The organism is Streptomyces sp. NPDC001920, from assembly GCF_053594495.1.
In genome coordinates this window covers 15,942-39,139 of record NZ_JBSFEP010000021.1, presented here as the reverse complement: position 1 = coordinate 39,139, position 23,198 = coordinate 15,942, and the positions used below count along the sequence as shown (strand labels likewise).

At 69.9% G+C, this 23,198-nt stretch carries 21 protein-coding genes and 1 pseudogene; 17 read left to right on the top strand and 5 right to left on the bottom strand.

The genetic code is table 11. The features are described 5' to 3' along the window. Positions 1-24 precede the first annotated feature (24 nt). Genes ACWCPI_RS30630 through ACWCPI_RS30620 form a run of 3 tightly spaced genes read left to right on the top strand, consistent with a single transcriptional unit; the run spans position 25 to position 2,401 of the window. A complete protein-coding gene (locus ACWCPI_RS30630) occupies positions 25-954 on the top strand; it encodes a DUF2797 domain-containing protein (protein WP_260824209.1) in 930 nt (309 codons plus the stop codon). A 59-nt stretch (positions 955-1,013) separates the two neighbouring features. Next, on the top strand, positions 1,014-1,859 hold the full coding sequence (locus ACWCPI_RS30625) for a class I SAM-dependent methyltransferase (protein ID WP_451041205.1): 846 nt from the start codon (positions 1,014-1,016) through the stop codon (positions 1,857-1,859). Beyond that, positions 1,856-2,401, top strand: a complete 546-nt coding sequence (locus ACWCPI_RS30620; protein WP_451041204.1) for an NUDIX hydrolase — start codon at positions 1,856-1,858, stop codon at positions 2,399-2,401. Before ACWCPI_RS30625 ends, ACWCPI_RS30620 begins: the two co-directional genes overlap by 4 nt. Before the next feature lie 20 nt (positions 2,402-2,421). Here ACWCPI_RS30620 and ACWCPI_RS30615 read toward each other — a convergent pair whose 3' ends face one another. Then, on the bottom strand, positions 2,422-2,952 hold the full coding sequence (locus ACWCPI_RS30615; RefSeq protein ID WP_352224300.1) for an NUDIX domain-containing protein: 531 nt from the start codon (positions 2,950-2,952) through the stop codon (positions 2,422-2,424). Between the two features lie 142 nt (positions 2,953-3,094). Between ACWCPI_RS30615 and ACWCPI_RS30610 the strand changes: the two genes are divergently transcribed. The 10 genes and pseudogenes from ACWCPI_RS30610 to ACWCPI_RS30565 all read left to right on the top strand — a co-directional run bounded on the left by ACWCPI_RS30610 (position 3,095) and on the right by ACWCPI_RS30565 (position 14,965). Then, positions 3,095-4,303 (top strand): hypothetical protein, encoded by a 1,209-nt coding sequence (locus tag ACWCPI_RS30610; RefSeq protein WP_451041203.1) that lies wholly within the window; start codon positions 3,095-3,097, stop codon positions 4,301-4,303. Between the two features lie 470 nt (positions 4,304-4,773). Further along, a complete protein-coding gene (locus ACWCPI_RS30605) occupies positions 4,774-5,241 on the top strand; it encodes an NUDIX domain-containing protein (RefSeq protein ID WP_451041202.1) in 468 nt (155 codons plus the stop codon). Next, a complete protein-coding gene (locus tag ACWCPI_RS30600) occupies positions 5,238-7,229 on the top strand; it encodes an ABC transporter ATP-binding protein (RefSeq protein ID WP_382104161.1) in 1,992 nt (663 codons plus the stop codon). The genes ACWCPI_RS30605 and ACWCPI_RS30600 overlap by 4 nt, the downstream gene beginning before the upstream one ends. A 23-nt stretch (positions 7,230-7,252) precedes the next feature. After that, positions 7,253-8,548, top strand: coding sequence for a methyltransferase, FxLD system (gene fxlM / locus ACWCPI_RS30595; RefSeq protein WP_451041201.1), 1,296 nt, complete (start codon positions 7,253-7,255; stop codon positions 8,546-8,548). Positions 8,549-8,627: 79 nt separating this feature from the next. Continuing rightward, positions 8,628-9,767 (top strand): NUDIX hydrolase, encoded by a 1,140-nt coding sequence (locus ACWCPI_RS30590; protein WP_382104158.1) that lies wholly within the window; start codon positions 8,628-8,630, stop codon positions 9,765-9,767. Positions 9,768-9,824: 57 nt separating this feature from the next. Continuing rightward, positions 9,825-11,315 (top strand): NUDIX domain-containing protein, encoded by a 1,491-nt coding sequence (locus ACWCPI_RS30585; protein WP_382104155.1) that lies wholly within the window; start codon positions 9,825-9,827, stop codon positions 11,313-11,315. Positions 11,316-11,639: 324 nt separating this feature from the next. Further along, positions 11,640-12,467, top strand: coding sequence for an NUDIX domain-containing protein (locus ACWCPI_RS30580; RefSeq protein WP_382104168.1), 828 nt, complete (start codon positions 11,640-11,642; stop codon positions 12,465-12,467). 29 nt (positions 12,468-12,496) lie between these two features. Then, positions 12,497-13,696, top strand: a complete 1,200-nt coding sequence (locus tag ACWCPI_RS30575) for a bifunctional class I SAM-dependent methyltransferase/NUDIX hydrolase (protein ID WP_451041200.1) — start codon at positions 12,497-12,499, stop codon at positions 13,694-13,696. 75 nt (positions 13,697-13,771) lie between these two features. Beyond that, on the top strand, positions 13,772-14,407 hold the full coding sequence (locus ACWCPI_RS30570; RefSeq protein ID WP_451041297.1) for a M15 family metallopeptidase: 636 nt from the start codon (positions 13,772-13,774) through the stop codon (positions 14,405-14,407). Positions 14,408-14,446: 39 nt separating this feature from the next. Then, a pseudogene (locus ACWCPI_RS30565) lies at positions 14,447-14,965 on the top strand (AAA family ATPase). On the opposite strand, the gene ACWCPI_RS30560 reads toward ACWCPI_RS30565, so the two are convergent. From ACWCPI_RS30560 to ACWCPI_RS30545, 4 genes are read right to left on the bottom strand one after another with little or no spacing between them, the layout of a single operon-like run. Continuing rightward, positions 14,943-16,391, bottom strand: coding sequence for an amidase family protein (locus ACWCPI_RS30560; RefSeq protein ID WP_382104153.1), 1,449 nt, complete (start codon positions 16,389-16,391; stop codon positions 14,943-14,945). The pseudogene ACWCPI_RS30565 and the gene ACWCPI_RS30560 sit on opposite strands and share 23 nt — an antisense overlap. Next, entirely contained in the window at positions 16,388-17,596 is a 1,209-nt protein-coding gene (locus ACWCPI_RS30555; protein ID WP_451041199.1) for an MAB_1171c family putative transporter, read from the bottom strand. Before ACWCPI_RS30555 ends, ACWCPI_RS30560 begins: the two co-directional genes overlap by 4 nt. Next, positions 17,593-18,105 (bottom strand): hypothetical protein, encoded by a 513-nt coding sequence (locus ACWCPI_RS30550; RefSeq protein WP_451041198.1) that lies wholly within the window; start codon positions 18,103-18,105, stop codon positions 17,593-17,595. The genes ACWCPI_RS30555 and ACWCPI_RS30550 overlap by 4 nt, the downstream gene beginning before the upstream one ends. Positions 18,106-18,140: 35 nt before the next feature. Continuing rightward, positions 18,141-18,611 carry a helix-turn-helix domain-containing protein gene (locus ACWCPI_RS30545; RefSeq protein WP_451041197.1) on the bottom strand — a complete coding sequence of 157 codons (471 nt, stop codon included), beginning with the start codon at positions 18,609-18,611 and terminating at the stop codon, positions 18,141-18,143. A gap of 849 nt (positions 18,612-19,460) precedes the next feature. Between ACWCPI_RS30545 and ACWCPI_RS30540 the strand changes: the two genes are divergently transcribed. The 4 genes from ACWCPI_RS30540 to ACWCPI_RS30525 form a co-directional block, all read left to right on the top strand. Beyond that, on the top strand, positions 19,461-20,348 hold the full coding sequence (locus ACWCPI_RS30540; protein ID WP_451041196.1) for a helix-turn-helix domain-containing protein: 888 nt from the start codon (positions 19,461-19,463) through the stop codon (positions 20,346-20,348). Positions 20,349-20,350: 2 nt separating this feature from the next. Next, positions 20,351-21,064, top strand: coding sequence for a zinc finger domain-containing protein (locus ACWCPI_RS30535; protein WP_451041195.1), 714 nt, complete (start codon positions 20,351-20,353; stop codon positions 21,062-21,064). A 158-nt stretch (positions 21,065-21,222) separates the two neighbouring features. After that, positions 21,223-21,867, top strand: a complete 645-nt coding sequence (locus tag ACWCPI_RS30530; protein WP_382104145.1) for a WhiB family transcriptional regulator — start codon at positions 21,223-21,225, stop codon at positions 21,865-21,867. Beyond that, positions 21,864-23,198: hypothetical protein (locus ACWCPI_RS30525; protein WP_451041194.1), on the top strand; the 1,335-nt coding region annotated here is incomplete at its 3' end. The genes ACWCPI_RS30530 and ACWCPI_RS30525, both read left to right, overlap by 4 nt.

Below are 23,198 nucleotides of genomic sequence, written 5' to 3'. Positions count from 1 at the left end.
TCCCCGATCGACAAGGAACGCACCATGGACCAGGCCCTGCCCGCCAGCGGGACATACGTCTGTCACGGCATCACCTGGGCGAGCGCAGACCCCCGTCTTCTGCTCGCCCCCGTGACCGGCGGACCACTCGTCTACGCCCCGGTCATGGGCAGGCGCCTGAGTTACCAGGTGAGCGGTACCGGCCGGTGGTGCACCGGCCGCTACCGGTTCGCCGACCGCGTCCGCGTCGAGGCGGTCGCCTGCCCTGACCGGGCCCCGGCCGAGGCCGGCGGACAGTGCCCGGCCTGCGCCGGGCGGGACGACTTCCGCTTCGCCCACCGGTTCCACTCCGGCGGGCATGTTCCCGACGCCCTGGCGGCGTACATGGCCCAGCCGCACTGGCTGTACCTGGCGACGTTCGCCGACGGCACCACCAAGATCGGCACCGCGGCCGAACCCCGTAAGCGCTCCCGCCTCGACGAACAGGGTGCCCTGATCGCTACCTACCTCGCCCGGAGTGCTGACGGCCGCGCCGTGCGGTTCCTGGAGGATGCCCTTACCCGCCACCTCGGCCTGACGCAGACCGTGCGAGCCGCGGCCAAGCTGACGGCCCTGGCCGAGCTGCGCGACCTCGCCCCGGCCGGTGCCGCGCACCAGCGGCACCTCGACCGCGCCACCGAGGCCCTGAGCGGCCTGAACGTCCCGGCCACACCGGAGCCGTGGACGCCGCCCAGCGAAGGCGACCTGCTGCGGACGCCGGAGACCGGGCGCGCCTTGTACCCGCACGACCCACGCTCCGGTGAGCACGGGCTGACGGTGCTCTCCTGCCTCGGCTCCCAGGTCCTCGCCACCCTCGACGGCGACGGTGAACAACTGCCCTACCTGCTCGACCTCGGCACCCTCAAGGGTCGGCGCATCGTCCTCGGCGCACAGTTCTCCTCACCGCCCGCCGCCGTACAGTCCGCGCTCTTTTGACCCTGCCCGAACGCCCGGCCTGCACTGCCGGGCCGCCCTGAGAAGCGAGGCCACACAACATGGCACCCCAGGACGCCATCCTCGGCTGGGACGAGGACAGCAACGCCGAGGCGTACGACGCCTTCACCCGCGCCCACCCCATGTACGACGCGACCAGCCGCGACCTTGCCCGCCGAGGTCATCTGGCCAACGCCAGCCTGGTGGTCGACCTGTGCGGCGGCGCTGGCGCGACCGCCCGCGCGATCCTCGACCTGATCCCGGCCCGCGCCCGGGTCGTCTCCGTCGACAACGCCGCCGCGATGCAGCGCGTCGGCCGCCGCACCCTGACAGACGCCCGCCTGACCTGGATCACTGCCCCGGCCGAACGGCTCGCCGACCACCTGCACGCCAGCAGCGCCGACGCCGTGGTGTGCAACTCCGCGATCTGGAAGACCGACACCGCCGCAGTGTTCGCGGCCGTCGCCCACATCCTGCGCCCAGGCGGGCGCTTCGTCTTCAACATCGGCGGTGGCTTCGCCGGCGTCCGGCACCCCGACGAACTGTCCACCCGCACCGGACCTACCCTGAACGCCCTCATCCGCCAAGTCGCCGCTGAGACCCACGGATACACCCCACCGCCGCGCGACGCGGACAGGCCGCCGAAGCTTCCGATGAAAACAGTCACCGAGCAGCTGACTTCAGCCGGACTGAAGGTCGTCGGCACAGAGGTCACCGCCCAGCACAGCACCATGGCCGAGAAGAAGGCGTGGCTGTCCATCCCCGTCTTCGCGCGGCCCGAGGGCGACTTCACCCACGCCCAGCGGATGCATATCCTCGACGCCGCCTACGCCATGACAACGCCCGACGCCCCGGCCGTGACGAGCTGGCTCGTCGTCGTCGCCCAACGGCCGGAGGCCACCGCATGACCCCGGCCGCCCCGGCTCCCGACGGCGGGGCCCGCCTCTGTGACCACGCAAGCGTCGGGGTACTGATCTCCTCTCCGAGCGGCCTGCTGGTCTTCGAGCGGGCGATTCCTCCGGCCGGAATCGCCCCGGTCGCCGGCCACGTCGACGAGCATGGCGGCCCCGAGCAGGCCGCCCGCGACGAAGTCACCGAAGAGGTCGGTCTTACCGTCACCAACCTGCACCTGCTGCTGGACCAGTGGCGGCCCAACCACTGCCACCGCACGCCCAGCGGTCCGGTCGGCCACCACTGGTGGATCTTCCAGGCCGAGGTTTCCGGGTCTCTGTGCCCCTCGCCCCGGGAGGTCCGCACCCCTCGGTGGATCCACCCGGCCCAGCTGCAGCAGCACGCGCTGCGGACCGCCGCGCACGCCAACGGATGCCTGGGCCGTGAGGAGTTCGAGCGCGAACCCGGCCTGGAACCAGTGTGGTGCCGCTTCCTGCACGACCTTGAGCTCGTCACCATGCCCTTGGCCGACCTCGACCGGATCGAGGCCCTCCTGTGAACGGCGGCCAGGGACCTACCTCAGCGGGAGCCGACCGCCCAGCCGGCTGCCAGACGGCGAGCGTGCGCACAGATCCGCTCGCGGTCCTCGGGGAAGACACTGTCCCAGCCTGTGTCCAGACGGAACCATGCCGCCGGCTGGTTCTGCTCCCCGGCGAGGGGCACGTCGCGTCCCACGATCGCGGCGTAGGACAGGCCCAGCGTCGGAGACCAGTCGGCCCGGTAGGAACGCACCGCCACGGCCGCGGGCTCGGGCAGCAACTCGGTGCGCAGGCCGGTCTCCTCCAGCAGCTCTCGTGCCGCCGCCGCACGCGGCGCCTCGCCCGGCTCCACCTTGCCGCCCGGCGGCACCCATCCGCGCACGCGGTGCTTGACCAGCAGGACGTGCTCGAAAGCAGGGTCGGTGACCCACACCTCGGCCGCCAGCGGCTCCATGGGATGCCGGCGGGCTTCCTCCAACCAGGCCCGTGCACCGTCGAACTCCCATGCGGCGAGGCGGGCATCCGCAACAGCCTCGTCCAAGATCACCTGACCGACTTCACCATGACTCACCCGCCCCACCCTAGGCCGACAAACCGGCCGGACGTCGCAGCGACGAGCAGGCAGCCATCCGGGGATGTCCGGCCGACCCGGTGGCCCCTTCGGGCTGCAGGGCGATCACCCGTGGCACCCGCTTCACACGAAGGAGACCAGCGTGCCCGATGAGCAGCCCTCGGACCGGGGAGCCTGGGTCGTCCTCGGCGGCGTCCACCTGCTCAACCGCACCGCGCCACGGCGACCAGACGAGCCGATCGTGCTCGTACGGGTGCCACCGCAGGAGGTATGCCGGCCGGCCACCACCGTGATCGTCCGCTGGAACGCGCTGGGGCCCTGCCCGGTCGAAGCGCTGTACCCCGGCGGCACCCGGCTCGGGGCGGCCAGGATCGACGGCGGCGAACTGTTCCCCGACGCCATCGCCGGCCCCGCCCTGCGCGGCCTGGTCGGCACCGAGGCCGTCCCCGGCCTGGTGCCGCTGTGCTACCTAGCCGAACACCCCGGCGGCGGCTACCACGCGTACGCGCAGATCCGCTTCCACCCCGAGGACGCCTGCTTCGTCCGCACCACCCGGGACCCAGTAGGCCACGGCCCGGTCGAGGAACTGCGCTGGTTCGACCCCGTGCTGACGGCGCATGCAGAGTCGAGCACGGCGCTCAACAATCATCTGCGGTACTTCCGCAAGCACTTCTCCGGCACCGAGCTGGAGTTCAAGTACACCCTCGACCCGGCACCGGACATCTGGTCCGCGTCCATGGAACTGCTCAAGGCACTGCGCGACGGCAAGCTGGAAGGCTGCCGTCCGGAGTACCGGGAAGAGTTCCAGATCCACCACACCGAGAACCATCTGTTCGACGTCACCGGCCCCGAGCCCGAGATCGGCTACGCCTCCTTCATCCCCACAGTCACCGCCGGGCACGTGCTGAAGCGAAAGTGGTTCACCGAGGACGCCTTCGCCCGCCGCGAGGAACTCACCCCTGGCCTCGACATCACCCCCGACCGCTTCGAGACGTTCCTGCGCGAAGACCTGAACCTCCAGGTCCGGGCCATGCCGCCCTTCCAGCGCGTCCGCTACGACATCCAGTGCGAGTCGCTGCGCACCGGACACGTCTACGGCATCTTCCTCGACCGCTGCGCCCTCCTGGCGGCCCCCGACGTGGTGCTCTCCCAGTGCGAGCTGGAGTACCTCCGCTCACGCAGCATCCTCGACCACGACCAGGACGAGATCCTCATCGAGATGAAGCGGATCGACAGCTGGCTCTGCGAGTACCTCGCCAGTCACGGTTGGGCCGCCGGGCACACCTTCTACTCCAAGCGCAGCTTCCTTCGCGACGCCATCGCCCTCCGCCCGGACCTCGCCACGCCATGACTGACCAAGCGCCCCCCGGCAATCCCCCGCAGGAGGTACCGCAACCCACATGAGTGATCGAACACTGCATCACAGCCCGCCCCAACCGACGGCACAAGGAGAGAGCCCGATATTCGAAATCATGTTCTAGATTTCGCCCCCCTCCACCCGTTACGGCTACAGCAGGGCCGCCGTTACCCGATCACCTGTCCGCATCTCGCCCCGAGGAGTCCCCATGCATCCCGTACGCCGCCCTGGACTCGTTCATCCTGCGTTCGAAAATGCCGCTACCTCCTCGGGCGCCACTCTTCGCCTCACCTCCGGTCGCGCAGCTCTGCTCGACGACGGGTCACGACCGGATACGAGGTACCTGGCATGACGCAGCCCACACCTCTCCCGTCCTCCGTCCTCACCTATAGCTTTCGGCACGGCGGTGCCCTCGTGACCAATGGTCGGCACACCCTAGAACGCCTGGTGCAGGAGGGCCGCCCGTGAGCGACTCGCCTCACCAGCTGATCGCCGACGTGGCACAGGTCCTGCTCCGTACGAACGGCGCCGCCCTGTGCGTACGCCGCGCGCTGGACGCCGCCCTCGCACCGGGACAGCTCACTGTCGTGGGCGGCCACCTGGAAGTCGGTGAACCACTCGACCATGCTGCGCGACGCGAGGCCATGGAGGAGGTGGGGGTCCTTATCACTGCTGAGCATCAGGAGTTCTGCGGGCTAATCCACCACCACGACTCCGACGGTGGCCAAAACCGGATCACCGCCGTGTTCGTGGCGCAGTCGTGGACGGGTGAGCCGTACAACGCCGAGCCACACAAGCACGAAGGGCTCTTCTGGGTGCCGTTGGAACGACCGTCGCCGGACTGTCACCCCTACACCGCCACCATCTTTCACATGCTCACCCACGGCCCGTCCTACCGGGCCATCAACTGGCCTGCGGGAGGCGCCCGGTGAAGAGATTCTTCGGCCCGGTCACGATGGCCGATCCGCAGGTCTCCGACGCCGAACACGAGCTGTTCGGCGGCCCCCTGCGTTACGACATGGGCTGGTCCCAGCACGAGCACGCGACCTTGGACCTGACCATGATGTCCGCGCTGCGCTCCATGCCCACACTCGTCGGCGCAACCCTGCGCATGGCGTGGCAGGCCGACCGGCGGGCTCTGCTCTCGGTCGGGGTCAGCGAGATCGGCCAAGGCATCGCCGCAGCCGCCGGCCTGCTCGCCGTCAACGCCGTCATGCACGCTCTGCTCGCCGGCAACGGCAGCGCTGCCGAGCGGCTGCACGCCCTGTTACCCGGCCTGTTGGCCGCCGCCGCTATCGGCGTCATCAACTCCGCCCTGTCCGCCTGGTCCACCTCCCGCGCAGGGCGGCTGGAGCCGAAGGTCGAGCGGATCGCGACCACGCAGTACCTGGCCGCCGCAGCCAGCGTCGAACTGGAAGCCATCGACGATCCCGACTTCCGGCGGCTCGTGGACATCGCCCAGCATGGCCCGGGTTCGGCCCGCCGCATGATCAGCGCCTGCGTAGCCGCGCTGAACGGCCTCATCTCGCTGATCACCACCGCCGGCGTCCTCGCCGTACTCCACCCCGTACTGCTGCCCATGCTGATCCTCATCGCCGCCCCTCGCGGCTGGGGCGCCATGCGCGTGGCCCAGGAACGATACGTGTCGGTGATGAGCTGGATCGAGCACGTGCGGGCCAGCCGCCTGATCGGCAACCTACTCACCGAACGCACCGCCGCCCAGGAAGTGCGCCTCCACGCCGTCGGCGACTTCCTCCTGAGCCGCTACGAGCAGATGGCCGAGAGCGCCGAGGCCGAACAGGAACGCCTCGCCTCCAACAAGGCCCTGACCGAGTGGGTCGCCTCCGCGCTGTCCGGTCTGGCGATGGCGGCGACCTACGGGGCCATGTTCTGGCTGATCATGGCCGGGCACATGAGCCTCGCCGTCGCCGGGACCGCCGTCATCGCGGTACGCACCGGCTCGGCGAGCCTGGGAGCGCTGGTCATGAACATCAACCAACTCCACGAGGAGAGCCTCTACGTCCGCGACCACGGCCGCTTCCTCGCCCAGGCCGCCCAGCGGACGCTGCCCACCGGCGGTGCGCCCGTACCGGAACGCGTCAGGGAAATCGTTCTGGACCAGGTCACATACCGCTACCCTGACCGGGACACCGCCGCCCTGGACAGCGTGTCACTGACCCTGCCTATGGGATCGGTCACCGCCGTGGTGGGTGAGAACGGCTCCGGCAAGAGCACCCTGATGAAGATCCTCTCGGGCATGCTGCTTCCCGAGGCCGGCACCCTGCGCTGGGGCGACGCGGACCTCACCGGTCTCGACCGCGCCCAGGTCTTCGAGCGCGTCTCCCTGCTCACCCAAGACTTCCAGCGCTGGCCCGTGACCGCCGCGATGAACATCCGCCTCGGCCGCCCCGACCACCCCGCTACAGACCAGGACCTCAAGCCCTCGGTCGACTACGCCGTTGCCGGCCCCGTCATCGCCAAACTCCCCGACGGCCTGCGCAGTCTGCTGGCCCGCATGTTCCGCGGCGCCATCGAACTGTCCGGCGGCGAATGGCAGAAAGTCGGCCTGGCCCGCACGCACTGGCGCAGTTCAACATCACAGGCAGACGGCGTCCTCATCGTCGACGAACCGACCTCCGCCCTCGACCCCGAAGCCGAAATCGAAGCCTTCGACCGCATCCGCCGCCTCGCCGCACCGAACCGAGCCGTCGTCCTGGTCACCCACCGCATGTCCGGCGTCCGCCACGCCGACCACATCTACGTCCTCAACAACGGACACCTCGCCGAGCACGGCACCCACGACGAACTCATCGCCGCCCGCGGTCGGTACGCCGCCATGTTCGACGCCCAGGCCGCCCAGTACGCCCCGACCGCGACCATCCCGAACCCTGCAACGCCCACCGTCTCGGACCAGGTATGACCCGCACGACCGAAAGGCCCGCCGTGACCACGCCCCCCACCACGGACCTCGACGAAGCCACCGCTCTGCGCCACCAACTGGCCGACGAACTCGCCGCCGCCGGACACATCCGCACCCCCGCGGTCGACCGCGCCCTGCGCACCGTGCCCCGGCACGCCTTCGCCCCCGAAACGCCCCTCCATGCTGCGTACGCCAACGAGATCATCGCCACCCGCCACAGCGACGACGGCACCGTCATCAGCTCCATCTCCGCACCCTGGCTGCAGGCCGACATGCTCGAAGCCGCCCGCATCCAGCCCGGCCACCACGCTCTGGAGATCGGCTCCGGCGGCTACAACGCTGCTCTCATCGCCGAACTCGTCGGCCCGACCGGCCACGTCACCACCCTCGACATCGACCCAGCCGTCACCGACCGGGCCACCCGCTTCCTGACCCAGACCGGATACGGCCGCATCCGCGTGGTCACCGCGGACGCCGAGCACCTGCCTGCCGAGGTGGTGCCGGACGGCGGATTCGACGCCATCGTGGTCACCGTCGACACCTGGGATCTGCCCTGGATCGACGCCCTGGCCGAGGGCGGCCGTCTCGTCGCACCGGTGCGTCTGCACGGGTACCACTGGGCCATCAGCTTCACCAAGCACGACGGGGCCTTGCACAGCGACGAGCCGCTCATCGTCTGCGGCTTTGTCGCCATGCAGGGCGACGGCGCCTGGCACAGGAATCGCCGCACCGTCCCAGGCACCGGCGTCCACCTGTCCTGGGAAGACGGCAACCCGTTGCCCGTCGACGAACTCGCCCCAGCCCTCACCTGCGAGCCGACCGTGACGCACACCCACGTCACCGTAGGCGGCCAGGAACCCTTCGACACCCTCACCCTCTACCTCGCCGGGGCCCTGCCGGGCTTTTGCCGCCTCTCGGCCGACTCCGACGGCGACAACGGGGTCCTGAACCCGCCGCCCAAGCACTGGCCCGGCGCCGCGATCGTCCGCGGCAACTCCCTCGCGCGACTGGCCACCGAGCGCATCGGCGACGGAGACGACGGCAAGGGCCTGTACGAGTTCGTTGTCCACGGCCACGGCACCCGAGGACACCTTGCTGCACAGGAGATGGCCGAGCAGGTCCGGCACTGGCAGCACAACCACCGCGGCGCCCTCTGCCCCCGCATCACCGCCCGACCGGCCGCCAGTTGCGCCCCGCCGACCAAAGACCACGAACCGCACGTATTTGCCAAGAAGCACACCCGCATCACCGTGGACTGGCCGATCGTTCCCGGCCCCGCTGCACTGCTCACCGGCCGAGGGAGCTGCAGCGCCAGATGAACGGCCGTACCTCCTGATCACCGCTCCCGGCCCGTGCCGAACCCATGCCCGCCCCATCCGATAAGGAAGGCACCGCCAAGTGACCACTCCCGTCTCAGGTTCGGATGACGTCGCACCGCGTGCCGCCCTGTCCGCAGGGCAGCACGCCGTCCCCCGGCACACGGTTTGGGTCGGCGCCGCCGCGCTCGTCACTGACCAAGTCGGCCGCGTCCTGCTCGTTCACCCCACCTACCGCGAGGACGACCGGTGGCTGCTGCCCGGAGGAGTCGTCGAACCCGGCGAACACCCGCACGTCGCCTGCCGGCGCGAGATCACCGAGGAACTCGGCCTGACAAGCCTGCCCCTGTCGGGCGTGCTCGCCGTCCACTCCCTCTCCCCGCACCACCCGGACAGCCAGCACAGCACGCGTTTCCCCGGAGAGATCCGGTTCGTTTTCGATGGCGGAACGCTCACTCCTCACCAGGCGGAGGCCATCCGCCTCCCGCGCGAGGAGCTGTCCGAGTACGCCTTCCTGGAGACCCGGGACGCGGTGCAGCGGCTGCGCCCCGTGGACGGGCAGATCATGCTCGCCGCCTACCGTGCACGGCTCGGGAACACAGCCACCGCTCACCTCGCGGACGGCCGGCACATCCTCGACGTCCCGGTACTGGACCGCCATGACGTGCACGTTCGCTACCGGCCTCTGTGGGAGAGCCCCTTCAACCGCGACCCCGTCCCCGAACGGCTCCCCGTGCAGCAAGCCTGGGCGTGGTGCTTCGTCCCCGACGGCCGGGTCGTCCTCTTGGCCGACCCCGGCCCGCAAGGCGCGCTGCCGATGCTGCCGGGCGGCACGGTGGAGAAGACCGACGCGACTCCCGAGGACACCCTCCACCGGGAAGCCGCCGAGGAAGCGCAACTCGCTCTGACTGACCCGGTGCGACTGAGCTGGGTGCTGGACGAAACCGGTGAGGTCTACGGCGGGGTGGGGCCCAACGCCCGGCTCCGCTTGGCCGCCCGGGTCACCGCCGTCGGACCGGCGGCCGTCGACCCTGCCACCGGCCACCCCTTCGCACGCCTGCTCGCCTCCCCCGCCCAAGCAGCCGCCCTGCTCGGATGGGGGCCGCCCGGAGCGCGGCAAGCCCTGCTTGCCGCTGAGACGGCCCGGGAGCGGTGGGGTCTGCCTGCCGCTCGGCCCGCTGCCATCGAGGAGATCCCTGCTGAGGGGATGCGGCTGAGCTGACACGAACGACTACCCCGCCTCCATCTGTCCCGCTTCACGCTCCTCTGAGGTAGCCGAATGCCGCTGTCACCCGACCACATCCGCACCACCGTCGAGACCTACCTCGCTCGCCACCCTCACGAGCGCGCGCAGCTTGCCTGCCTCCTGGGCGCCCTCGACCGTCCCACCGATATCGCCAGCCGCTCCACCTTCACCGGACACGTCACCTGCGGCGCGATCGTCATCGATCCGCTCGGCCGCGTCCTGCACGTGCTGCACCTGGCGAGCGGCAAAGTCCTCGCTCCCGGCGGACACACCGAGCCCGAGGACGAGTCCCTGGCAGGGGCGGCTCTTCGGGAGCTGCACGAGGAGACCGGGATCCCGCCCCAGGCCGTGGCACCGTGGCCCGGCTACGAGACTGTCCCGTTCGACATCGACATACACGACATCGACGCCCACCCGGGCAAGGGGGAACCCGGCCACCGGCACTTCGACCTCCGGTTCCTCTTCCGCCTGCAGACCGCGGCAGAGGTGCCGCTGGTACTGCAGGAAGAAGAGGTCGGCGGCATCGAATGGCGTCCCGCGCACAGGGTGGCCTCCCCCTCCCTGCGCCAAAAGCTGCTCAAGCTCCCGCCCGGAACCGGACCGGCGACCGCCAACGCCTCGGCCCTGATCTACAACGACCGTGGCGAGTACCTGCTCCACCTGCGCGACTACTTCCCCGGCCGGATCTGGGAGCCGGGGATGTGGTCACTGCTGGGTGGCGGCCGAGAGCCCCAGGACGCCACCCTGGAGCACACTGTGCGGCGCGAACTGGCCGAGGAAGCCGACCTCCACATCGCCGACCTGACCCCGTTCGGCATCGAGGAAGCAACCGACGACGCCGGCGTGACCGTACCCATCGCCATCTACGCCGGCCGCTGGAACGGTGACCCCCGCGAACTCCACCTGACGGAAGGGGTGATGCTGGCCTGGTTCGCCCCCGACGACCTCCACCGCCTCCGCATCGCAGACACCACCAGCGCCCTCGTACGGCGCCACGCCGCCAGCCGCCCGGCCGGCGCATCCCGCACCACGTCGCAGAGCGGGCCCGCATCGCACGAGGGGCGCCGCCCGGCCGCTCCGCACGGCACGGTTCCCAACATCATCGGCGTTCACCTCTACCTGGAACGGCCTGACGGGACGGTGCTGCTCGGGCTGCGCCACCCCGACTCCAGCTTCGCGCCTTCCACCTGGCACGTCCTGGCCGGCCACTGCGAGCAGGAGAGCGCCATTACCTGCCTGATCAGAGAGGCATGGGAGGAGGCCGGTCTGCGCATCGAACGACAGGACGTCGAACTCGTCCACGTCGTCCACCACATCGACCGGGCCGGGGGCCGGCCCCGCATGGGCCTGTTCTTCCGCGCTCGGACCTGGGGCGGCGAGCCGGAACTACGCGAGCCGGACAAGTGCACCCAGTGGAAGTTCTGGGATCCGGCCGCCCTCCCCGAGGACCTCGTCCCCTATACCAGGGTCGCCATCGAGGGCATCCGGGCCGACCGCTCCTACTCCGAAACGGGCTGGGTGTGAACATGGCCGCTTCCATGCACCCGGACCTCCCGCCCGAAGAAGTGCGGCAGCTCGCCGAAACAAGCAGTGGGCTACATCGCCAGCTGGTCGGACACCTCCGCGGCCCGCGAGAGCAGCCGGGTGTGACGGGCCGACGGAGCAGGGGGCGGGACATGGTCCACCCTGAAGATTCCGTCACGGAGCAACCCCCGTTCACCTTCCATGGGCCGCTGAACGCAACGAACCACACCGCATCTATCGGAGGCATGTGTGCCTGACGACACCCAACAGGCGATCCCAGCCGTACCGAGTCCGGCGGCCAGAGAGGAACGGCAAGAGCACCACATGCGCCTGCTCCCTCGGTACTACCGCCTAGTGGAAGCAGGCCGCAAGACGATCGAAGTGAGGGTGGCCACCCCGCGGAAGCGCGCCGTTGCCGTCGGCGACACGGTCGTCTTCCACGACCGCGACACCGGCCGCGAGCTCGACGTCATCGTGCAGCGGATCACCCCGTACCCCTCCTTCGAGGATCTGCTCAGTTCAGAGGACCCCGCGCGCATCGACCCGAACGGGCCGCCCGGAGAACTGCTCGCCAACCTGCGAAGCATCTACCCGCCAGCCAAGGAGGGCCTCGGCGTCCTCGCCTTCGCATTCGACCACCGCCCTGCACGGCCAGGCCGACCGATGCCGATGACGCCCGCGCAGTACGCGCACACCGTCCCCCACCACACGGTGTACGGCTGCCTGTACATCCGCGACGAACACGACCGGCCGGTTCAACTGCGCTCGGTCTACGGCTCGCGCCTCTGGCAGTTCCCGGGCGGCAACCTGGACGCCCAAGGAGAGGACCCGCTGCAAACCGCTCGCCGCGAAGCAGTCGAAGAGACCGGCCTCGAACTGGGCCTGGATACGCCGAAGCTTCTCCTCACGCACTTCCTGCACGCCGGGCTCCGCCTGCCGCTGAACAAGGTAGGGCTCATCTTCGACGGAGGGCGGCTGACCGCAGAGCAGCTCGGTCGGATCCGACTCGATCCCGCCGAGCACGACATGTGGGCCGTGCACGACCTCGCCACCTGGCAGGGACTGATGGCGCCGCGCGCCTTCGCCCGCCTCGACGCCATCGAACAGGCCCGTCGTGGCGAAGGCCCCGCCTACCTCACCACGCACACCTGATCCCCAGCGCACCCACCCAGGAGGCAATCGTGGCCGCCGAGGACACCAACACACGGGCCTGGCATATGTATGGGCAGCGACAACTGGCTCGCGCCTACACCCCGCCCGTCCCCGACCAGCTCACCTGGACGCCTTGGGAAGGGGTCGGACCGGGAGCAGAAGTCCTCGGTGACGTCACCGGCCGCCGCGTCCTGGACATCGGTTCGGGAGCTGGCCACCACGCCGTCCATCTCGCCCAGGCGCACGGAGCCCGCGTCACCGGAATCGAGCTGTCCCCGACCCAGCACGAACGCGCCATCTCCGCCCACACGAACGTGGAGGGCGTGGAGTTCGTCCAAGGAGACGTGGCCGAGTACCTGGCTGGCACCGCGCCGTTCGACGCCGCATACGCGATCGGGACGCTCGGGTTCATCGATCCGCACCGCTCCCTGCCCGCGCTGCGCGACGGACTGCGCCCCGGTGCCCCTCTGATCCTCTCGCTCCTCCACACCGACTTGCACGGCCGCGGCCCGTCCACGGAGGTGGCGCCGCGCGAGCAGATGATCCTGCTGCGCGACGATCCGCCCCTGCCGACGCAGATGTGGGTCCTGTCACCGCAGCTTTGGGAGGACCTGCTCACCGAGTACGGCTTCCGCGTCGAGGCCATCGACCTGCTGCCTCACCCCGACGAGGGCGCCACGGTTATCCAGCAGCTCATCCACGCCCGGCGCCTTCCCGACCGGCCGGCGCGAGTCTCCAGCCGGCCCCGCAGCACCCGAGCGCCAGCAGCCCACGCAGCCGTCGGCGTCGGAGCGATCCTGCTGAGCGAACAGGGCATTCTGCTGGGCCGACACCGACGCGGCACCCTCGAACTGCCCGGTGGGAGTGTGGAGGCCGGGGAATCCTTCCAGGACGCGGTGATCCGAGAACTCGGCGAGGAAACCGGTCTGGTCGCTCGGACCGGCGACGTCCAGCTCCTGGGCACGCTGGTCGACCACGTCGAAGGTGTCCTGCGGGTCACCGTCGGCGCACTCGTCCACGCCTGGCAGGGGCAGCCGACCACGCAGCCGGACGAAAGCGTCGGCGACTGGGCTTGGCACCCGCTCGATCAGCTGCCCGACGGCCTGTTCGTGTGCAGCGCCCAGATCCTCACCGCATGGCGGCCCGACCTGGCCATCGACCACTCGCCAGCGCACTTCACGCATTTCGCATCCGGACCAGCGGCCACGCCTGGCGACGGCCTGGCCTGACCGCCGACACCGACGTACACCTGTCGCGCCGCTCCTCTTTTAGCGTCGAAGGAGACGTAGTTGAAGATCGTGCTGATGTCCGACCCTCGGGTCGCCGCCATCCCTGTCCAGGAATGCGGCGAGGAACTCATCGACACACGGGCGTCCGGCCTGTTTCTCGTCGATCAACGCAAGCAGGACCCCGGCGGCCACTTCGCGCACCTGCGGCACGGGCTCATCGAGCGCCTGGAACACGCCCAGCGACTGCTCCCCACTGAGTTCCACCTGCTCGTCGTCGAGGGGTACCGGCCTCCGGCGCTCCAGCGGGCGTACTTCGAGGAGTACGCGACCAAGCTGCGTCGCGGAAACCCCGACTGGAGCGACAGCCGCGTCCACGAGGCCGCAAGCCGTTACGTCTCCCCACCGGAGATCGCGCCGCACAGCGCCGGCGCGGCCGTCGACCTGACCCTCGCCGCCCCGGACGGCCAGGAGGTGGACATGGGGACGAGGATGAGCGCCTCCCCAGAGGAAAGCGACGGCGCCTGTTACACCCACGCGAACTCGATCAGCGGCGCCGCCCGGGCCCATCGCGACACGCTCTGCCGCGTCATGTCAGCCGCCGGTTTTGTGAACTATCCAACGGAGTGGTGGCATTTCAGCTACGGAGACCGATACTGGGCCCTCCACGCCGGCCAGGCAGCCGCCGTCTACGGACCATGCGACCGCACGTAAGCAGCAGCTACCAGCAGTACCGCGAGGGAGCGCGACATCGTGAGCAAGCCGACCGCCGTCCTGCTCATCGGAATCACCGGCTCCGGCAAGACGCACCTTGCACAGGCCCTCGCCGCGATGGGCCTTGTTCGCCTCAGCGTTGACGAGGAGGTCCACCGCCTCCACGGCCGGTATCGGGTCGACTACCCCGAGCACGGGTATTTCTAGCGCGAGGCTCCTGCGGTCGAGACCGTACGTGCGCAGCTCACGGAGCACCTGCGCGCGGGCCGTGCCGTCGTCCTCGATCACGGCCTGTGGCGTCGTTCCGATCGCGAGGAATGGAAGAAGACAGTCCAGGCCGCGGGCGGATTCCCGCTGCTCGTCTACCTGCCAGCCTCCAGGGAGGAGCTCCTGCGGCGCCTCGCCGCGCGCAATCAGCGCAAGGACGCCAATGCCTTGAACGTGACTCCCGAAGCCTTGGACGACTTCTTCGCTCGGTTCGAACCGCCTACCGACGATGAAGGTGCCGTCATCGCCTACAACGGCGACGCAGAGGTCATCCGCTCCATGATCCGATGACGCCCCCGGCCGTCCCGCTGAGCAGAGGCGCCAGGTGCTCGGCCATCACGAGCAAGGACCGCTCCGAATAGGCCGGTCCTACCAACTGCACACCAATCGGGAGGCCATCGGCGCTACGCGCAGCAGGCATGACCAGGCTGGGCAGACCGACGTGGCTGGTCAGGTTGGCCCAGCCGGTCTGGTCGAAGAAGCTCCGTTCGACGCCGTCGACCATGAGAGAGCGGCTCCCGGCTGGGATCGCCGCAGTAGGAGCGGCGGGCGTAATGAGGACATCGTGCTGGGCGTCGGCGAAGAACCGGTGCCACGTCTGCCGGAGCCGGAGGCGCTCCTCGTTGGCGCGGAGCCAGACACGGTGTGTCTGCGTTCGGTGGCGGAGGAAGGCGGCTCGAGGGCTCGCATCGTCCGTGTGCAGGTCACGGGCAGCGGCGAGTTCGGCGGCGCCGGCGTCGTCGTCGGTGGCTGCGGTCGTGGTGGCGTAAAGGAGTTGCTCGAAGAGGCGCAGAGAGTCAGCGAAGCCGACCGGCCCCGTGGTGTGGCGGACACTCGCGCCGGCGGAGGTCAGCGTCCGTTCGACGGTGGCGAGAGCATCAGCGGTGTTGCGGTCGACTGGGCAGCTCGCGTCGTCGGCCCACACTGCCACGCGGAGCTGGCCGATTGGGCGTTGCACTGTGGGCAGCGTGACGCTCCAGGGGTTGTTCTCGTCGGGTGACGGTGTCGTCAGTGCGGCGAGGAGCAGGTCGAGGTCTCGGGGGTGGCGGGCCAGGGGGCCGGGGGTGACCATGTCGCTGCTGGTGATCCACCCCGGCGGGCGAGGGACGTGGCCGCGGGCTGGGATGAGTCCCTGCGTGGGGCGCAGGCCGTAGACACCGCAGTAGTGGGCGGGGAGCCGCAGGGAGCCGGCGAGGTCGCTGCCGAGGTCTGCGGGGGTCAGACGGGCGGCGACTGCTGCGGCGGGGCCGCCGGAGGAGCCGCCGGTAGTGCGCTTGGGGTCATGCGGGTTAAGCGTGGGACCGAACAGGACGTTGTCGGTGTGCAGGTCTTGGCAGTACGCCGGGGTATTGGTCTTGCCCATGATGACGGCGCCTTGGTGGCGGAGCCGGGCGACGGCGTCGGCGTCGCGTGCGGGAACGTGATCGGCGAGGTCTTCGGCACCGCTGGTGGTGCGCAGGCCGACCGTCTCGAAGCTGTCCTTGATCGTGAGGGGAAGGCCGTCGAGGATGCCGGTGCTCTCGTTGCGGGCGCGGCGTTCGTCGGCTGCGTGTGCGACGGCTCGGGCAGCGCTGTCGTCGCGGGTGACGACGGCGTTGATCTGGCTGGCGTCGATCTGGGCCAGGTGGAGGTCGAGCAGTTCGCGGCTGGAGATCTCGCGGCGATCCAGGGCCTGGAGCTGGACGTGGGCGGGCTGGTGGGTGAGGTCGGTCGTCATGCGGAGACCTGCTCAAGGTGGGGGGCTCGGGCGGGCTGGCGGGGCAGGTGGCGCGCGACGTCGAGGAGAGCGTCGATGTCGTCCATGGGCCTGCTGGTCTGGCGTTCGGAGTCGGCGAACTCGGTGAGCTGGTCGGTCTCCGGGCGGGTACCGGCTGCCCGGGCGGCGATTCCGGCGAGGATCTGGTCGGCGGTGACGGCCGCGGACAGCTCTTCTCCGTGAAGCCCTCGGGCCCGGTGGCGGGCTTCGCTGGCTTCGCGGACTGCGGCATCAAGGTACTGACGGATCACGAACCGTCCGTCTCTGATCTCGACTGCTCGGCGGTAGAGCCGGATCGAGATGCTGCGGAAACGGCGCCTCTGGGCCGGGTCGACTCGGTCGATCGGCAGTGCGATCTCGGGCGCCTCGCTGTAGAACGCCAGCCACAGAGGGCGTAGGCCGTAGTAGCTGCGGTATTGCTTGATCCGGTACTGGAGGCTCTGAGCCTGATCGTTGATGGTGGGCACTAGCCAGCCGATGAGCGTGAGCATGGCGCCGACATCGCCGCAGGTCCACGCGAAGCCCTCCCACTCTGCGAGCGACGCGTTGAAGGCACCGGCGATCACGTTCCCGATGCGCACGGCGCTGTATCCGAGAGTGACGATCGCGCCGAGGGCGACGATGCGCAGGCCGATACGGACGGACCCGCGGGTGCTGCGGCGGGCCAGGCGCCAGCAGGCACGGGCGAGGGACATTTCACCGATGGTGTAGGCCGTGACGTACAGGGTGAGATACGCGGCGTACCAGCCATCATGCGCGTAGTACAGCGTGAAGTTGATCGGTCGCGGCGCGTTCGGCGTCAGCAGGGCGAACAGCACCAGCAGCCCTGCGATCACAGCGAAGCCTGCGGCTAGCCACTCCCGTGCCCTCCTGCGGGCAACTTCGGGGGGTGATCCCCAGTAGGTGAGGACGATCTGCTGGCAGGCGAGCAGCGCGACCACGCATCCCATCGCCAGGGGTACGGAGAGGTTCACCACGCCCAGGACATGGTCGAGGTACTGCCACATCAGTGTGATGGAGAACAGGAACGACAGCCCTGACAGCAGGAAGACGGCGGCCAGCGCGGTGAAGGCGGGGTCTCGGCGGCGGGTCGGCACGTCCCGCAGCAAGCAGAGGAAGCCGAGCGTGGCGACGACGAGGCTGATCGGATGGAGCAGGTCCTTCACGGCCGGGCCTCCCGTCGGCGCAGCAGCGTGTGCGTGACCCTGTCCTGCACTTCGTCTCCGGAGGACTCGTCGCTGCGCAGCCATCGGTCGATGATCCGGCGCTGGATCAACGAGGCGAGGAGCTCGGTGTCCCGCTCCTCGTCCTCGTCGTACTTGGTACGGCCCAACATCATCTCGACGGTGGCCGAGCCCACGCTGGTGAAGATCGCTGAGGAGAGCGCGGACGCCGGGCGGTTCTTGTGGTGGCCGAGCAGCAGGTGGCTGAACTCGTGGGCAATGATGTGGTCCTGGTGCAGGGAGCTGGTCCGCGGGTCGTAGTACACGTGGAAGGCACTCTCCGTGACGGCGCATGCCCCGCATACGGAGGGCGCTTGCTCACGGGCCTCCAGGACCACCTTCCGTCCCGTGCGGCGTGAGACCTCGTCGCTGAGGTCGCGGATATTGGTGACGTGCGGGAGCTGCAGCTCGGCCAAGAGGTCAGGCCGGCGCAGCCTACGTGCGGACCACATTGCTTTTCCTTGATCACTTACTGAACGCGGCCGTTTTACGCGCCAGTTGAGGGTGGCAACCCCTCGGATTTTCGTACGCTCTCGACGATTCCCAGGACGGCATCCTTTCCGTCTGCGGAAACGTCGGACAGGCGAAGGAGCACGTTTTTGATCTTCGTGTCGCGAAGCAGTGCGAGCAACTCAAGTTCCTGCACGGTCTTTTCGGCGACGGCGTCGTCGAACCAGTATGCGGGGTCCACGCCGAAAAACCCTGCTAGCGCTTCGAGGTGACGCTTCGTCGGGTTATCGCGCTGCCCGGTCCGCAGGAGCCAGAGGTACTGGGCCGACAGTTTGCCCAGCCCGCGCTTCTCCATGAGTTCGGCCACCTCGGCGTTGCTGAAGGGGCCGCGGTCGGGCGGGTGCACTGTGTCGAACAGGCGGTTTAGGCGGTCCATGAGCCCCTTGGGGCTCACCTGGCCTTCGGTCGAGTCTTTCATGATCCTTTCCTGGGTGGACTTCGTCGTCACTTCAAGCACCCTACCCCGCGATAAACGTGAGTTGACGAGCTGATCCACTGTATGGAAAGTTCTTCCTCACCAGCACGTTTCCGTGTGACGCGTACCGCCTGTTTCAGGTCGGCCTGTCCGTTTCTACCGGCAGGAGTATGCCGGGTGAGTGGCACAAGCCACATTCAGCCAGCGACATAGGTCACGTCTGGCACGCAGGATTTTATCTTCGACCGGAAAGCGCGGAGGCGGCAGTGGAAACACCCCATCCGCCTCGCATTTCCGCTGCAGGGAATAACAGACACCCGTTCCAATTCGGACACAGTGACACGCTCTCGGCGTTCGAGGCAACCGCGGCAACGGTGCGCTTCGACGCGGGGGTGCGCCCCAGGTCGCGCCGTACGGACACTTGCGGCACACGATCATCCGATGACTCTCTGCAACCAGTACAGAGTTTAAGAACCAAGTCTGGATCTTGATACGGGTCCGTGCGTATGTTCGTCGTCCCCGGGCAGCCCGCCCGCAGCGACGGACATGAGGAGAGCACGAGGACGGACCGGACCGCGAAGGTCCACAAACAGCGACGGCGCCCGGGAGCGGTAACTCACGGACGCCGAACGCTAAGCGGCATACCCGCCCCGGCAAGGGCGGAGATTGCCCACCATCACCACGCTGAGTCCTTCCAAGGGGCGCGTCAGCGTGGCAACACTGCAAAGGGGAGTATCGCATGTCTCCTGCCCTGCGCAAAAGGCCCTTTCGCCTGGTCTGCGCGGCAGCCATCTCCGCCTCGGCGCCTCAGCGCCCCGAGCCGGACCGCACGTTCATGGCCCCGCCGAGCTGCGGGACCCGCCCGCTCGTCGGGAGCTGCCGATGAGCAGCGAAGCCCGCGACTGGGTGTGGGAGCACAGTTGCAGCCGGGGGACGGCGCGTCTGGTCCTGCTGTCGATCGCCGACCGGGTGGGCGACGAGCAGTGCGTCTCCTGGGCCTCCCTGTCGAGCCTGGCCAAGCGCACCCGCGCCTCCGTCTCCACGGTCCGCGAAGCCATCGACCGTCTGGTCGACGCCGGTGAGCTGGAGCAGCTCGAAGACCTCACCGGCCCGCAGCGCAGCACCGTCTACCGCCTCCCCCTCGCCGCCAAGGTCCTGGCGGAGACCGTGGACTACAAGGACCCCGACCAGGCGCCGGCGGAGGGGACCGAAGCCACCCCGGCACTCCGGATCTCGGCCCTGCGGCGCTACAACATCCGCCCGCGTGAGGTGCCGGAATCCCCTGCGAGGGCCCGGAAACCGGCAGTACCGGAATCCGGCAGGTCCGGACGGAAAACGGCACCTCGACGTGCCGGGAACCGGCACAGCGATGTACCGGAAACCGGCACACAGAACCGTAGTGAACCGGATTTGAACCGGAGGTACAGCAGTGGTGGTGCTGCCGTCCTCTCAGCTGCCGAGTGGCAGGTCGACCCAGCCACCCACACCTGGGCCCGCGAGCAGGGGCACCTCGACCGTCTGGGCGAGCAGGGCCTGCAGGCAGCCGACGCGAAGTGGCGTGCCCACCGCTCCGGCTTCAAGCCGAGGCCGGCGGCTGCGTGGGCTGCCGACTGGCGTTCCTGGGTCGCCCGGGAGCACCCCCCTGGCCGCCCGAACCTCTACGCCGTGCCCGGCACGGGTCCCGGCCAGCCCGGCGGCATGACGCGGGCAGAGGCCCACACCGCCGCACTTCTCGCCGCCCTGAACGAGCCGACCGGAACGGAGCAGTAGTCGTGGACCGCCGTGAAATCGCAGCCCTGCTGGCCTACATCGGCCGACTCGACCCCCGCACCATCCGCACCGACCAGGGCGAGGCACGCGACCAGCTCGCACAGTGGCACGAGCTGCTTGGCGACGTGCCGATGGCCACTCCGCACGGCTGGGACGCCCGCGTCGCCGCCCGCCAGCACATCAGAGTCTCGCCGTACCAGATCCTGCCCGCGGACGTCGCCCGCCCCTGGGAGAGCTACCGGCGCGACCGCCTGGCCCGGCACTCCGATCCCACGCCGTCCGCCGACCCGGACGACCAGGCCGCCTGGACCGCCGAGCTGGTCGGCACCCGCCGCGCCGTCGCCGCCGGCACCGCGCAGCCCGCCCAGGCCAGAGCCATCAGCGGTCGCGACCGCATCGACCCAAGGTTGGAGGCGAGGCTGCGGCAGATCGGCTCCTGCATACCGCCCGCCGCCCGCGCAGCCCTCGCCCCCTATCGGCCCGCTCGCGCAGCCCGCGAGGTCGCCGTCGCTCAGGGGCTGCCCGACGCCCTGAGCGTCAAGTGCGAGTGGTGCCTGGCCCAGCCCGGTGAGCCGTGTCGTCGCCGCCGGATCGGTCCCGACGACGGGGTACGCACGACCGCCCCGCGCGCCACCCCGCACCCCGGCCGCGTCGACCTCGCCGCCGCCAGGCAGGCCCAGCCGAGCGAGCAGGTCCAGCAGCCCGCCTTGGCCTGACCGGCGCATCGGGCGCGTGCATCCCGCCCGATGCACCGCTACCCCCTATCACCGTCCCGCCCCGGCTGCGGCGCACGCCCGCGCGCTGCGGCCGGCACCCGACGCCGCGCCCAGCACCGCCCCAGCCGGCCGACGCGGCAGCACATCGGAGACCACCCTTGCGTCACATCACCACCCACGACGCGCCGGCCACCGGCCTGCGCAGTATCGGAGACACCAACTGGCACACCCAGGGAGCGTGCCACGGCATGGACGTCGAGGACGCTGACGCCGTCTTCTTCCCGCTCCCGCGGGACCACGAAGCCATCGCCGAGGCGAAGGAGCTGTGCGGCTGGTGCCCGGTACGCAGCGACTGCCTCAACTTCGCCCTGGAGAACGTCCTCAAGGAGGGCATCTGGGGCGGCCTCACCGAGGCCGAGCGGCGTCCCTGGCACGACGGACTGCAGCAGCGCCTCGACTACCGACGCGTAACCTCCTTTTTCCTGGGACGCGACGTGCATCTGACCGAGGCCGAGCGGCAGGTCGTCATCGACCACGCCTACGTACGCGGCTGGCGGCCCGACCGGCTCGCCACCGCCCTTCAGATCAGCCACAAGCACGCACGCGACCTGCTGCGGCAGGCGGCCAACAAGGTGTTCGATCGCGACCGCACCTACGGCGTGCCGCGGCCCAAGAAGAAGCGGAAGAAGACCGCCCCAGCAGCAGGCGGCCCCCCGCCCGCCTCAGCACCCGGCACACAGCAGCCAGCAGCCCGCCCGGCAGCGTCGACTCCGGCGCACGCCTCTCTCGGAAAGGCCGCATGACCCACCCCTTCCTGTCCCTCGGCGCCGCTCCGGACCTCTCTCTCCTCCTCGCCGCCGTGGTGCCCGCCGCCGTCGTGCTGGTGCTGACCGCCTGGACGATCCGGCGCCGGGGCACGCGCCCGCAGAAACGTCTCAGCGGTCCGGCGGTCAAGGTCGCTGCCCTTGCCGCCCTCGGCTGTACTTGCTACTCCGCGGACACGAGCTGGCGGTTCGCCGCCGACTACCTCGACATGGCCGGCACCGCCGAGCGGGCTGGCATGTTCGCCGCAGCCGAGCTGGCGCTCTTCGCGACGGCGCTAATGGCACGACAGAACCTGGCCACCGAGGGCGCCCCCGGCCTTCCGGGCACGTTGGTCTGGGTGATCACCGGAGTGCAGGTGATCCCCGCCTATGCCGAGAGCGGTCCTATCGGCGGCACGGTAAGGGCCTTCGTCGGGCCGGTCATGGCGGCGATGCTGTGGCACCTCGCCATGGGGATCGAGCTGCGCCTGCGCACCCCGGGTGCCGCCTCCCACGGACTGATCGCCGTCCTGGGGCGGGAAGCACGCGAGCGGCTGCTGTCCCGCCTCGGGATCGCCGCACGCGACCGCGACGCCGCACAGATCACCCGGGACCGGGCCACCGCCCGCGCAGTCGCCCTCGCCGTCCGCCTCGCCGAACGCACACCCGAGCAGCAGCAGAGCCGACGCGGCCGGCGGCTGACGCGGCGCCTGTCGAAGGCGGTCGGCAGGGCCTCGGTCGGGACCGACGCCCGCCAGCGCGCACAGCTGCTCGACCAGCTCGCCGCGCGCCGCCACGCACTCGCGCTCGCCACGATCCCGCTTTCCTCGCCCTGGTCCCCGCCGCACACCACCTCGACGGCAGCCACGGTCCCCTCACAGCCGGCCTCGAAAGCGCCGGTCCCCGTAGACGGTTCCGACGAGTCGGTCGGGGATCGGGGACCGAGCGCTCCGAGGGGACCGGTCCCCGAAGTCGCGGTCCCGAAGGCGTCGGCTAGCGCGGGGACCGAGGGCGAGAACGCGGGGACCAGGGTGGGGACCGGGGCCCCAGAAGCAGGTGCGGTCCCGGGAACCGGTCGCGCCAATCCGGAAGCCTTGCAGGGGGACCCGGGAGGCGCGCGGACCGACCGAACTACGCGAGAAGTCCCTGCTCAGGGCCCGGATCCGCATCGGGGACCGAACGCCGCCGAGTCGGGGACCGAGCCCACCGGGGACCGGGGACCGAACGACACCGACACGGGGACCGAGCCCACCGGGGACCGGGGACCGAACGACACCGACACGGGGACCGAGCCCACCGGGGACCGGGGACCGAACGACACCGACACGGGG

Excerpts from the sequence above, each read along its gene's own strand:
- ACWCPI_RS30630 (WP_260824209.1), top strand. The coding sequence starts at position 25 with ATGGACCAGGCCCTGCCCGCCAGCGGGACATACGTCTGTCACGGCATC.
- ACWCPI_RS30625 (WP_451041205.1), top strand. The coding sequence starts at position 1,014 with ATGGCACCCCAGGACGCCATCCTCGGCTGGGACGAGGACAGCAACGCC.
- ACWCPI_RS30620 (WP_451041204.1), top strand. The coding sequence starts at position 1,856 with ATGACCCCGGCCGCCCCGGCTCCCGACGGCGGGGCCCGCCTCTGTGAC.
- ACWCPI_RS30585 (WP_382104155.1), top strand. The coding sequence starts at position 9,825 with ATGCCGCTGTCACCCGACCACATCCGCACCACCGTCGAGACCTACCTC.
- ACWCPI_RS30580 (WP_382104168.1), top strand. The coding sequence starts at position 11,640 with ATGCGCCTGCTCCCTCGGTACTACCGCCTAGTGGAAGCAGGCCGCAAG.
- ACWCPI_RS30570 (WP_451041297.1), top strand. The coding sequence starts at position 13,772 with ATGTCCGACCCTCGGGTCGCCGCCATCCCTGTCCAGGAATGCGGCGAG.
- ACWCPI_RS30560 (WP_382104153.1), bottom strand. The coding sequence starts at position 16,391 with ATGACGACCGACCTCACCCACCAGCCCGCCCACGTCCAGCTCCAGGCC.
- ACWCPI_RS30550 (WP_451041198.1), bottom strand. The coding sequence starts at position 18,105 with ATGTGGTCCGCACGTAGGCTGCGCCGGCCTGACCTCTTGGCCGAGCTG.
- ACWCPI_RS30540 (WP_451041196.1), top strand. The coding sequence starts at position 19,461 with ATGAGCAGCGAAGCCCGCGACTGGGTGTGGGAGCACAGTTGCAGCCGG.